The following is a 13,091-nucleotide window of genomic DNA, read 5'->3' as shown; positions in this document are numbered from 1 at the left end:
TATGTTGTTGACAAAACACGGGGAGTCCATATAAGCACGTAGGAGCAGGCTTTAGCCGCTAAACTTTTTACCCGAAAACTGAAGAACCTAGATATTATTTGACACAGTAGCATAATTTAAAAAATGCTACCCTGATTTCTGACTTTAAAATTAATAAAGGATTAATTGTGAAAATTCTTGTTACAGGTGGGGCTGGTTTTATTGGCTCGGCTGTTGTTCGCTATGTTATTAGCAGTACAAATGATTCTGTTATTAATCTTGATAAATTGACTTATGCAGGCAATCTTCAATCGCTTGAGCCTGTTGCGGATGATGAACGATATACGTTTGAGCAGGTTGATATTTGCGATCGCAAAGAGCTCGACCGTGTATTTAAACAGCATAAACCTGATGCTGTTATGCATTTAGCGGCAGAGAGCCATGTTGATCGATCAATAACTGGGCCTGCGGAGTTTATCCAAACTAATATTGTTGGTACCTACAATTTATTAGAAGCTGCCCGTGAGTACTGGAACGCATTAGATGCCACTGCAAAAGAGTCTTTTAGATTTCATCATATTTCAACAGATGAAGTATACGGTGATTTACCGCATCCAGATGAGCTACAAAAGGATGAAACTATAGATCTTCCTTTATTCACCGAGCAAACTCCTTATGCGCCAAGTAGCCCATATTCAGCAAGTAAAGCATCGAGTGATCATTTAGTGCGTGCGTGGCTGCGTACTTACGGCTTTCCGACGATCATTACTAATTGCTCAAATAACTACGGCCCTTATCACTTTCCTGAGAAGCTAATACCATTAGTGATTTTAAATGCGCTTGAAGGTAAAGAATTACCTGTTTATGGTAAAGGTGATCAAATTCGCGATTGGCTTTATGTTGAAGATCACGCCCGTGCTTTATATAAAGTCGTGTCTGAAGGTAAAGTGGGTGAAACCTATAATATAGGTGGTCATAATGAAAAGCAGAACATAGAAGTAGTGCAAACAATTTGCAATATTTTAGATGAGTTAGCACCTAAAAAAACTAATTATGCTGATCAAATTACATTCGTAGCTGATCGACCAGGCCATGATCGCCGTTATGCAATTGATTCTAGTAAAATGCAAAAGGATTTAGGTTGGACGCCAGTCGAAACCTTTGAAACAGGACTTCGAAAAACAGTTCAATGGTATTTAGATAATCAAGATTGGTGTCAGAACGTTCAAGATGGTTCATATCAGCGTGAACGTCTTGGCGAAATAGATTCAGTAGCGCAAGGAAAGTAACATGAAAGGAATTATTCTAGCCGGAGGCTCTGGTACTCGTCTTTACCCTATCACTATGGGTGTATCAAAACAGTTATTGCCAATTTATGATAAGCCGATGATCTATTATCCGTTGTCAGTGTTAATGCTAGCGGGTATACGTGAAATATTAATTATTACTACACCAGAAGACAATGACTCATTTAAACGCTTATTGGGTGATGGGTCACAATTTGGTATTGAGTTAAGTTATACCACACAGCCTAGCCCTGATGGTTTAGCACAAGCTTTTATTTTAGGCGAAGAGTTTATTGGTAATGACGATGTCTGCTTAGTGCTCGGTGATAATATATTTTACGGCCAAGGCTTTACACCAAAATTGAAACATGCAGTTGAAAATGCCAAAAATGGCAACGGTGCCACGGTATTTGGCTATCAAGTAAAAGATCCTGAACGTTTTGGTGTAGTTGAATTTGATGAAAATCAAAAAGCAATTTCAATTGAAGAAAAACCAACTAAGCCAAAATCAAACCTGGCTGTAACAGGGCTTTATTTTTACGATAACTCAGTTGTTGCTATGGCAAAACAAGTTGAACCTTCTCATCGTGATGAATTGGAAATTACCTGCCTTAATGAAATGTATTTAAAGCAAAATAAGCTAAATGTCGAAATACTGGGTCGTGGTTTCGCTTGGTTAGATACCGGTACGCACGAGAGCTTATTGGAAGCAGCACAGTTTGTTGAAACCATTGAAAAACGCCAAGGTTATAAAATAGCCTGTTTAGAAGAAATCGGATTCAATAATGGCTGGTTAACAGAGCATCACATAAAAGAGTTAGCAACGCCGATGTTAAAAAATAGCTATGGCCAGTATTTAATGGATTTAATATCAAAGTAATGCACAATAATTTCACACTTAGGGAATGGGATAGCCAGTTTTTCAATCGGAGAATATTTTCCTTCGAGTTACCAGCTATTGAAACTGCAAGCTACGATTGGCCTAAAAATTCACTGACAACTATAAAGGTTGGCTCTGCGGATTCCCTCTTTTTAGACAAGGTAAATAGGCATGGGTTTAGCTTTGTAGAAGGAGAGCTGGTTTTTAAAAAGGCAATACTTGTTACTTCAAAGTCTCCTTTATTAACCGATTATGAGGCTTATTTAGCAACAAAGGACTCTATTGATGAGCTTAAACTCATTGTCAGTGATTTATATGTTAATAGCCGATTTAGAGAGCCATGGTTTACCTCAATAGAAAGAGATAATTTCTATCAAATGTGGGTGGAAAATGCCGTTTTGTCTAAATTTGACGATTGTTGTTTAGTTTTAAGAAGTGAAGGCTCAATTTCCGGTTTTGTCACTATCCGCATCCGGGAAGGTGAAGCAACTATTGGGCTGATAGGTGTTGTAGAGCCCTTTCAAGGTCAAGGAATTGGTAAAAAGTTACTTGAATTAGTTCAAGGCTATTGTGCTGCCAAAAAAGCAACGACTATTAAGGTTGCTACACAAACAAGTAATATTTCAGCCGCAAATTTATATAGCAAAGCTGGCTTTGCTATCGCTGATATTTCATATTGGTTTTATAAACAGGTTTAAAAATGATCCCTTTTAATATTCCCCCTAAAACTGGCAGTGAGCTTAAATATATAGAGCAAGCTATCCAATCAGATAAGTTATGTGGTGATGGCCAGTTTTCAAAGAAATGCGAAGCGTGGATAGAAGAAAACTTTAACACATCTAAAGCATTGCTTACTCCTTCATGTACGGCTGCATTGGAGTTAGCGGCAATATTAATAGATATAAAAGAAGGTGATGAGGTGATCATGCCTTCATATACATTTGTATCTACTGCTAATGCATTTGTACTAAGAGGTGCAAAAATCATTTTTATTGATGTTCGCCCGGATACCATGAATATAGACGAATCGTTAATAGAAGCCGCAATAACTGCTAAAACTCGGGCTATAGTTCCGGTGCATTACGCGGGGGTGGCATGTGAAATGGATACTATATTAACTATTGCTGAAAAACACGAGCTCTGGGTAATAGAAGATGCAGCCCAAGGCGTAATGTCTACTTATAAAGGAAAAGCGTTAGGTGCGATAGGTCATATTGGTTGCTATAGCTTTCATGAAACTAAAAATTACTCATCGGGTGGTGAGGGTGGGGCAATATTAATAAATGATCCAGCATTAGTTGCTCGAGCTGAAATTATTCGTGAAAAAGGAACCAATCGAAGTCAATTTTTACACGGTATAGTTGATAAATACACATGGCAAGATATTGGCTCGAGTTTTTTACCTAGTGAATTACAGGCAGCTTACCTTTATGCACAACTAGAGTCAGCTAACGTAATCAACGATTTTCGCTTGTCATTATGGGATAACTATTACGCTGAGTTTAGTAAGGTACTGCAACCAGAACAGCTACCATATATTCCAAATGAATTAGAGCATAATGCGCATATGTTTTATTTAAAATTAGCGTCGAACGAGGAAAGAACTAAGTTTATCTCTTTTATGAAAGCCCGTAATATTATTACACCTTTTCATTACATACCATTACACTCAAGCCCTGCTGGTAAGCAGTTTGGTAAGTTTATTGATTATGACCTGCATACATCGGTTGAAAGTACCAAGTTGGTGCGTTTACCTCTATATTATGGAATGAGCAGTGATGAGCAGGCGAAAGTGATAGAGTCAGTGAAGGGGTTTTTCCTTGAAGGATAAAAAGATATTACATGTAGCGGAATGTGATAAATTTATACCTCCATTTGTTGACTTTGTTAATGATAACTTTAATCCAGAAGAGCATGATTTTTTATTAAAATCTGGTATGGCTGATAGTAAGCTTAAAAAAAATGATAATGTTCGTTTGTCAGGGGGGTCAATTTTTTCGAAGTTGAAACACCATTATGAACTAATTATAAAAATGCATGGAGCTGATAAAGTTATTCTACATAGCTTAATCGATTTTAACATTGTGAAAGTTTTATTTTTTACGCCATGGTTGCATAAAAAGTGCTATTGGATGATATGGGGAGCCGATTTATATGCATATAAATCGGCTCCAAAAACCCTTAAAGGAAAGGTAAATGAGTTTTTAAGACGGCGTGTAATTAGTAACCTCGGGCATTTAGTTACGTATCTAGATGGGGATATAGCTCTTGCAAGAAAGTGGTATGGAGCAAAAGGTACATATCATGAATGTCTAATGTACACGAGTAATTTGTATAAAGAATATGAATTACCTGAAAGTACAAAATCGACGGTGAATATTCAGCTCGGTAACTCAGCCGATCCGAGTAATAACCATATCGAGGCTCTGGAAAAGCTCTTACCGTTTAAAAATGAAAATATATGTATTTTTGCGCCTTTATCATACGGTCAGCAGGAATATGCTCAGCAGGTAATAGCGCAAGGTGAAAAGTGGTTTGGTGATAAATTTAAGCCTTTTACTGAGTTTATGTCATTTGAGGATTACTTGTTATTTTTAGGTTCAATCGATATTGCTTTATTCAATCACAAGCGCCAACAAGCTATGGGGAATATAATTACTTTATTAGGGCTTGATAAAACTGTATATATTCGCAGCGACACAACACAATGGCAATTTTTTGAGAAGAAAGATGTTAAAGTTGGTGATATAGGGACGTTAAATAGTTTAGATTACCAAAAGGGAACTGGTAATGTCGAAATCATAAAAGCTTATTTTTCTCTAGAAAATTATAAAAAGCAACTCACTCAGTTATTTGATTATTAGGTGTAACTATCAACGTTACAGATATTCACCTAGATCATTCGCTTGGAATTAATATAAACATGATAAAACATATAAAGTTATGACTCCTAAAAAAATATTATCATTTGCATTAGGGCCTGTTGGTGGTGCACTTTTAGGTTTCATTAGCTTACCAATTATCACATGGTTTTTTTCTCAAGAGGATATTGGTCGTATAGCTATGCTAAATGTGGTGGTTGGGTTTTGTACACTATTTTTTAGTTTAGGATTAGATCAATCGTATGTCCGTGAATTTCATGAAGTAAGTAACAGACCTGCACTTTTCAAAACGGCATTGTTACCAGGTTTAATTTTATTAATCGTTAGTTTATGTTTACTACTTAGTTTTAATAATATTATTTCACTTTGGTTGTTTGAGGTAGACAGCCAGCTACTTAGCCTGCTAGTAGCTTTGATGGTTTTATCAACCTTTATTTCCCGATTTTTGTCTCTCATTTTACGAATGAATGAGCGGGGGATCGCTTATTCAATGAGTCAGCTGCTTCCAAAGCTACTTTTAATCATTATTATTTTGAGTTATGTCTTATTTTCCGTGAGTAAAAACATCGCTAACCTTGTATTGGCGAATGTAACAGCGGCGTTACTTGTTTTTTTTATATATGCATGGAATACAAGAATAGAATGGCTTGCAGGGCTTAGAGAGAAAGTTGATTACAGTTACTTAAGAAGTCTATTAAGCTTTGGCACGCCGCTCATTTTTGGCGGTCTGGCGTTTTGGGGGTTAACGGCGTCAGATAAAATATTACTGAAAGAACTATCTGATTTTGAACAGTTGGGGTTGTATTCAGTTGCTGTTAGTTTTGCTACTGCCGCAACTATCATTCAGAGTGTTTTTTCAACGGTTTGGGTGCCTACGGTATATAAATGGGCTGCTGCAGGTGAGAATCTTGATAAAATATATAAAGTTAACCGCTATGTATTATTGGTTGTTATTGTTTTATTTTGCTTAGCGGGTTTGTTTTCGTGGATAGTAACGTTCATATTACCAAGCAATTATTCAGCAGTGCAGTGGATTTTAATTTCTTGTCTGGGCTTCCCACTGCTTTATACGCTTTCAGAAACAACAGTTATAGGAATTGGTGTCACTCGTCGAACAAAATTTTCTTTATTGGCCACTTTATTTGCTTTTATTATAAATTTATTTGGTAATTGGTGGTTTATTCCTATTTGGGGTGCTTCAGGGGCGGCAGTGAGTACATGTATTTCTTTTTGGGTCTTTTTGTTTTTAAGGACTGAGCTTTCTATTTATGTTTGGAAGCCTTTTCCAAGAATGCAGTTATATAGCTATACGGTCTTGCTTGTAATTGGAGCTTCTATTAGCACTATTTATGGCCAAGACCACACTACCTCATTACTTGTTTTTTGGCTTTGCATGATGATAAGTGTGTTTTTTTCTTTTAAGCAAGAGATTTTAGAGATCAAGAGTGTAATATTGACAAGGTTGTAATCCATTTTATAGTCATGCTAAATTGGTTAGTAGCAGTATTTGTTCGAAATAAATAATGATACAGTTTTATGCTGCGTAGTTATCATTCCTACTACCTAAATAGCTTCAGTAACCCCCTTTTAAACATGAAAAATTTTTAATGGGTTTTTTATAGACACCATAGCAATTGAACACGTATAATCCCCGCCGTCTGTGGCAGAATAAAAATAATTAGCAGGCGTAAAGTCAGTATTAAAGGGATTGATATGGATAGTTGGTACTTATTATTTTGTAAATCAAAGCAAGAAGCTCGCGCTCAAATTAATTTGCAAAACCAAGGGATTGAAGCGTTTTTTCCGCAATTAGAAAAACATCAACTCATTAAAGGTCGCCGTACTTTTAAGCAATCCGCAGTATTTCCCAATTACTTATTTGTTCGCTTAAATGCAACAACTGGCAATTTTTCTGCGGTAAAAAATACTCGTGGCATCAGCGGTTTTGTAACTTATGGCGCGACCTACCAAATAGTACCTGAGCAACTCATCAACGAATTAAAGAACTTTGAGCTAAACCAATGTGACAGCAATTTACCGCAGTCTGGTGATTTGGTGTACCTAAATAATGGCTCGTTCAAAGATGTGCAGGCAATATTTAAAGAGCCAGACGGCGATATGCGCAGTATTTTGTTAGTAAATCTACTTAACCAACAAATAGAAATGAGCGTAGATAATCGCGAAGTGAAGAAGGTAGGATAATAGCTGTAAGCTGTAAGCTATAAGCTATAAGCTTAAAGGTAAAAGGTTAAAGGTGCTAGGAAGACAAAGGTACTAGGTTCTAGGTAAGTGACTAGGATCTAGAGCCTAAAACCGAGCACCTATGTTTTTAAAGTGTAGATGGCGCTTAATGCCGCGTTGTTTATAAAATTCATGGCTAAAGCCATTTCCTACAGGGTTTAAATTTATCGTAGGAGCTGGCTTTAGCCGCGAAAGGTTTGACCTTTCATCTTTAATTTTAAAACTGATTAACCTAGAACCTAAAAATTTGAGCTTAATTTATCAGTACGTAGGAACTGTAACCTAGGGGCGGAAGCGTGCCTAAAGGGATAGGTGCTAGGTAAGTGACTAGGAACTAGAGCCTAAAACCGAGCACCTATGTTTTTAAAGTGTAGATGGCGCTTAATGCCGTGTTGTTTATAAAATTCATGGCTAAAGCCATTTCCTACAGGGTTTAAATTTATCGTAGGAGCCGGCTTTAGCCGCGAAAGGTTTGACCTTTCATCTTTAATTTTAAAACTGATTAACCTAGAACCTAAAAATTTGAGCTTAATTTATCAGTACGTAGGAACTGCAACCTAGGGGCGGAAGCGTGCCTAAAGGGATAGGTGCTAGGTAAGTGACTAGGAACTAGAGCCTAAAACCGAGCACCTATGTTTTAAAGTGTAGATGGCGCTTAATGCCGTGTTGTTTATAAAATTCATGGCTAAAGCCATTTCCTACAGGGTTTAAATTTATCGTAGGAGCCGGCTTTAGCCGCGAAAGGTTTGACCTTTCATCTTTAATTTTAAAACTGATTAACCTAGAACCTAAAAATTTGAGCTTAATTTATCAGTACGTAGGAACTGCAACCTAGGGGCGGAAGCGTGCCTAAAGGGATAGGTTCTAGGGAAGTGACTAGGATCTAGAGCCTAAAACCTAGGTTTATGACTTTGTAGTTCGGGCTTTATAAAATTCATGGCTAAAGCCATTTCCTACAGGGTTTAAATTTATCGTAGGAGCCGGCTTTAGCCGCGAAAGGTTTGACCTTTCATCTTTAATTTTAAAACTGATTAACCTAGAACCTAAAAATTTGAGCTTAATTTATCAGAACGTAGGAACTGTAACCTAGGGGCGGAAGCGTGCCTAAAGGGATAGGTTCTAGGTAAGTGACTAGGAACTAGAGCCTAAAACCGAGCACCTGTGTTTTTAAAGTGTAGATGGCGCTTAATGCCGCGTTGTTTATAAAATTCATGGCTAAAGCCATTTCCTACAGGGTTTAAATTTATCGTAGGAGCCGGCTTTAGCCGCGAAAGGTTTGACCTTTCATCTTTAATTTTAAAACTGATTAACCTAGAACCTAAAAATTTGAGCTTAATTTATCAGTACGTAGGAACTGCAACCTAGGGGCGGAAGCGTGCCTAAAGGGATAGGTTCTAGGGAAGTGACTAGGGGCTAGGTGTTTTGGCTTTTGTGGGAACAGGCTTTAGCCGTGATTGTTTTTGGTTATGTGTTAAAGCTCATCGGCGCTAAAGCGCTCTCCTACAACCATTAAAGGTTAGGAGCTAGGATTCGTAGCCAGAAACTCGTTACCCGCAGCCCGTGGCTTTTCTCATACACTTCTCTTTGTGCAAAAAGCTTAAATGACTTATTCACAAAAGGTTAAGACGCGCCGCGCTTAAATGGGAAAATGTTTGGCAAGTAAATAAAAACAATCAAGAATGCTTGATAAGCCCGAAGCCCGAAGCCCGAAGCCCGAAGCCCGAAGCCCGAAGCCCGAAGCCCGAAGCCCGAAGCCCGAAGCCCGAAGCCCGAAGCCCGAAGCCCGAAGCCCGAAGCCCGAAACTTTAACCAAGATTACAAAAAAGTTAACCGCTTGCACACTAAACGTGCAGCCAACCTTGCGAAGCAAGGGTAGCCATGCTTTAATTAGCCAGCAAAAAAATAACAGCAATTTATTTAAAATAAGCTGAAAGTTTTAGAATTTAATATTATTTTGGGAATAAACAATGGCGCTAAGCTGTAAAACACTTGTAGCATCACTAACGTTGCTAACAATGACAGGTTGTACAATCATCCCCGGTAGCCATTTCGAAGGAATCGAATCGGGTGAACAAACAAAAAACCTTGAACAAGACCTTGAAAAAGTAAACATTCAAATTATTGATTCATCTTTAATTTATCAGCAAAAGCAAACACGTAAAAAAGTTAAGCCACCTTCTAGTCTTGACGGCATAGACACCCAAAATTACGAATATATACTCGGAGTAGGTGACGTACTCACCATTGGCGTATGGGATCACCCAGAGCTAACAATACCCGCTGCAGTACAACGTACCGCAGAATTTGATGGTTTTCGTGTACAAGCAGATGGCACAATTACTTACGCCTACGCACCAAATATTCAAGCTGCAGGTAAAACTGTACAGCAAGTACATGCTGAACTCGTTAAACGCCTAAGCCGAGTGATTGAAGACCCACAAATCGATATCAAAGTAGTGGGTTTTAGAAGCCAAAAAGCCTACGTAACTGGTGAAGTAACTAACCCTGGTGTTTACCCTGTAACCGAAGTACCACTGACTTTAATTGACGCTTTAAACCAAGCCGGTGGTTTAACTGAAGCTGCCGACTGGCGCACAGTTACCTTTACCCGTGGTGATAAAACCGAAGTGATTAAACTTGATGACTTTTATGCCCACGGTGACATTTCGCAAAACCGTTTACTACAACACGGCGACATAGTGCATGTAAATCGTAATGACCTACAAAATGTATTTGTATTAGGTGATGTTAAACGTGCAGGCTCTGTGGGTATTAACCGCTATGGCCTAAACCTAGCCGAAGCATTAAGCAATTCGGGTGGCTTAAACGAAAATACCGCCGATGCAAATGGGGTATTTGTACTGCGTAAGCGCAACCTTGAAACCGACGGTGTGATTGCTGATGTATACCAATTGCACGCAAAAAATGTGGCTGCCTTAGTATTGGCAGAGCAGTTTGAATTACAACCGCACGATATTGTGTATGTAACCTCAGCACCACTTGCTCGTTGGAACCGTGTAATAAGCTTACTATTACCGTCTATCGCAACGGTTGATTCAATTGATGATCTAGCTGCAACAAACTAAGGATTACGATGTTTGATTCTATCTTAGTGGTGTGTGCAGGCAACATTTGCCGCAGCCCAACAGCAGAGTACGTATTAAAAAGTAAATTGGCAGGTAAAAACATTAAAGTGTCTTCAGCGGGGTTAACCGCACTTGAAGGTAAACCTGCTGATGCTACAGCAAAGCAAATAGCGGCCCCTCATGGTATTAATATGGACGAACACCAAGGTCGGCAATTAACCTCAAGCCTTGTAGCACAAAATAGTGTTATTTTAGTTATGGAACACCGCCATTTAACCGATTTGTGCAGCCGTTACCCAGAGGCGCGAGGTAAAACGTTTTTACTAGGGAAATGGTTAGGTGATAAAGAAATCCCCGATCCATACCGACAAAGCTTAGAAGCGTTTGAACACGTTTATGCATTAATCGACAGCGCCTGTAGCGCTTGGCAAAAGTATTTATAAGGATAGGCTAGTACATGAATGCTCAGCCCGCAGCTATTGCAGCAAACAAACAAAACAGACAAGACACACAAGCAAGCCAAGAAATAGATTTAATGGCCCTACTCGGCGCATTAATAGATCGCAAATATTTTATTATTGCTTTAACCACACTCTTTATGATGATTGGTGTGGTCTATGCGGTGTTTTCGACCCCTATATACCAAGCTACCGCGATGATCCAAGTGGAAGAAAGCGGTGGCTCAGTGCCAGGTTTTGACGATATGGCCGGCATGTTTGAAAGTACCTCAGCCGCAGTAACAGAGATCGAACTACTCAAGTCTCGCTCAGTGATTGGTGAAGCCGTTGATACGTTGCAACTAGATATAGTCGTAGAGCCTAAGTTATTCCCATTTATAGGTAGCCGGGCGTTTCGTAAATTTACCCCAATGAACGAGGGTGAGTTAGCAGAGCCAAGCGTTGGTGCAAGTTCATATGCATGGGGCGGTGAAAGCATCAGTGTATTTAGGTTTGATGTACCCCGTTCGGCGATTGGTTTGGACTTTACATTAGTAGCGCAAGAAAACAACAGCATTGCGTTATTAAACGGCGAGGGCGAGCAAATATTAGCGGGTAAAGTGGGGCAAGAGCTAACAAACGGTAAGTTTAACTTAACGGTACGTAGTTTAAATGCTCGCGCAGGTACTGAGTTTACACTCACACGTAAGGATCGCTTAAACACCATTTTGGATTTACAAGCCGCGATTGGTGCTGGTGAAAAAGGTAAAGATTCCGGCATTATTAATTTAAGTTTACAAAGCGCAAAACCACACTATGCAGAAAAAGTGCTCGATAAAGTGGCCGCTATTTATGTGCGCCGTAATGTTGAGCGCAACTCAGCAGAAGCGCAAAAATCATTAGAATTTTTAGAAGTACAACTACCTGAAATTAAAAAGCAACTTGAGTTTGCTGAGCAGCGTTTTAACGATTACCAAATACAGCGCCAATCAATTAATATTTCCCTTGAAACCCAAGGGGTGTTAGAGCAAGTAGTAAAGCTTGAAACTAAACTGCAAGAGCTTGAGTTAAAGCGCCTTGAAATGAGCCGCAAGTTTAAAAAAGACCACCCGAGTTACCAAGGCCTGGTTGAACAAATTAGCGCAGTTAACGATCAGAAAAAAGAACTCGTTGGCGAAGTAGGCAACCTACCAGAGACCCAACAAGAGCTACTGCGCTTAAAGCGTGATGTTGAAGTAAGTAACCAAATTTACACACTCTTACTGAGTAAAACTCAAGAGCTTGATATTGTACGTGCCGGTACTGTGGGTAACGTACGAGTGATTGACCACGCAGAAGTAAATACCTCAAAACCAGTTAAGCCTAAAAAAGCACTGATTGTAGTGATGGCCACTATGCTAGGCGGCATGCTGGCAGTAGCAATAGTGCTTGTGCAAAAAGCCATGCACAAAGGGGTAGAAGACCCTAATGAGATTGAAGCAATTGGCCTACCTGTTTACGCCAGTGTGCCATATTCAGACTATCAAGATAAACTCACAGGTTTTAGTAAAGCGCTAAAAAATAAAACCAATAAGCCTAAATCAATCTTGGCGCTAGATAACCCAGCAGACTTATCGGTTGAGGCACTGCGTAGCTTACGTACCAGCCTACATTTTGCGATGATGGAAGCTAAAAATAACCTTATTGCAATATCAGGCCCAAGTCCTGGTGTAGGTAAATCGTTTATATCAGTTAACTTAGCCGCAGTATTGGCGCAAAGCGGTAAAAAAGTACTTATCATCGATGCCGATATGCGTAAAGGTTACCTTCAAACCCAGTTCGGCTTAAAGTGGGACGATGGCTTGAGTGATTATTTATCAGGGCGTTTAAACCTTGCAGAGGTTACTAAGCCAACTCAGGTTGAAGGATTAAATGTAATTACCCGCGGGCAAATACCGCCAAACCCATCAGAGCTATTAATGCACAGCAACTTCAGCAAGCTGGTAGCAGAGGTAAGCGCTGAATACGATTTAGTGATAATTGATACGCCACCAATTTTAGCGGTAACTGATCCGGCAATTGTCAGCGCCCATACCGGCACTACATTATTAGTAACCCGTTTTGGCCAGAACCATATTAAAGAAATAGAGCTAACCCGTAACCGCTTTGAGCAAAACGGCACCGACGTTAAAGGCGTGGTATTTAATGGTGTAGTTAAAAAAGCCAGCAACGCGTATGGTTACTACGGTTATTATAATTATGAGTATAAGTCGGATAATTAAATAATATAATCGATTCAACTAAAAAGTCGATGGATTTCT

General features: G+C 39.1%; 10 protein-coding genes. All 10 read left to right on the top strand.

What is annotated here, in order from left to right; all coding sequences use genetic code 11:
* Positions 1-167 precede the first annotated feature (167 nt).
* The 10 genes from rfbB (at position 168) to KAN5_RS12290 (ending at position 13,052) form a co-directional block, all read left to right on the top strand.
* Complete coding sequence (gene rfbB, locus KAN5_RS12335; protein WP_244389823.1) at positions 168-1,268, top strand: dTDP-glucose 4,6-dehydratase; 1,101 nt, start codon at positions 168-170, stop codon at positions 1,266-1,268.
* 1 nt (position 1,269) lies between these two features.
* A complete protein-coding gene (gene rfbA, locus KAN5_RS12330; protein ID WP_244389822.1) occupies positions 1,270-2,145 on the top strand; it encodes a glucose-1-phosphate thymidylyltransferase RfbA in 876 nt (291 codons plus the stop codon).
* Positions 2,145-2,843: a GNAT family N-acetyltransferase gene (locus KAN5_RS12325; RefSeq protein ID WP_244389821.1), complete on the top strand. Its 699-nt coding sequence runs from the start codon at positions 2,145-2,147 to the stop codon at positions 2,841-2,843. Before rfbA ends, KAN5_RS12325 begins: the two co-directional genes overlap by 1 nt.
* A 2-nt stretch (positions 2,844-2,845) precedes the next feature.
* Positions 2,846-3,976, top strand: coding sequence for a dTDP-4-amino-4,6-dideoxygalactose transaminase (gene rffA / locus KAN5_RS12320; RefSeq protein WP_244389820.1), 1,131 nt, complete (start codon positions 2,846-2,848; stop codon positions 3,974-3,976).
* The gene (locus tag KAN5_RS12315) at positions 3,966-5,009 is read left to right on the top strand and encodes a TDP-N-acetylfucosamine:lipid II N-acetylfucosaminyltransferase (RefSeq protein ID WP_244389819.1); all 1,044 of its coding nucleotides are present in this window, start codon (positions 3,966-3,968) and stop codon (positions 5,007-5,009) included. The genes rffA and KAN5_RS12315 overlap by 11 nt, the downstream gene beginning before the upstream one ends.
* A 79-nt stretch (positions 5,010-5,088) precedes the next feature.
* Positions 5,089-6,495 carry an oligosaccharide flippase family protein gene (locus tag KAN5_RS12310; protein ID WP_244389818.1) on the top strand — a complete coding sequence of 469 codons (1,407 nt, stop codon included), beginning with the start codon at positions 5,089-5,091 and terminating at the stop codon, positions 6,493-6,495.
* 245 nt (positions 6,496-6,740) lie between these two features.
* Positions 6,741-7,229: a transcription/translation regulatory transformer protein RfaH gene (gene rfaH / locus KAN5_RS12305; RefSeq protein ID WP_138555912.1), complete on the top strand. Its 489-nt coding sequence runs from the start codon at positions 6,741-6,743 to the stop codon at positions 7,227-7,229.
* A 2,006-nt stretch (positions 7,230-9,235) separates the two neighbouring features.
* A complete protein-coding gene (locus KAN5_RS12300) occupies positions 9,236-10,354 on the top strand; it encodes a polysaccharide export protein (protein WP_244389817.1) in 1,119 nt (372 codons plus the stop codon).
* Between the two features lie 8 nt (positions 10,355-10,362).
* Positions 10,363-10,797, top strand: a complete 435-nt coding sequence (locus KAN5_RS12295; RefSeq protein ID WP_244389816.1) for a low molecular weight protein-tyrosine-phosphatase — start codon at positions 10,363-10,365, stop codon at positions 10,795-10,797.
* Positions 10,798-10,811: 14 nt separating this feature from the next.
* On the top strand, positions 10,812-13,052 hold the full coding sequence (locus KAN5_RS12290) for a polysaccharide biosynthesis tyrosine autokinase (RefSeq protein WP_244389815.1): 2,241 nt from the start codon (positions 10,812-10,814) through the stop codon (positions 13,050-13,052).
* Positions 13,053-13,091 lie beyond the last annotated feature (39 nt).

This window comes from Pseudoalteromonas sp. KAN5 (assembly GCF_022846535.1).
Lineage (GTDB): Bacteria > Pseudomonadota > Gammaproteobacteria > Enterobacterales > Alteromonadaceae > Pseudoalteromonas > Pseudoalteromonas haloplanktis.
The sequence above is the reverse complement of the archived record's forward strand: the minus strand, read 5'-3'. Positions and strand labels throughout refer to the sequence as shown.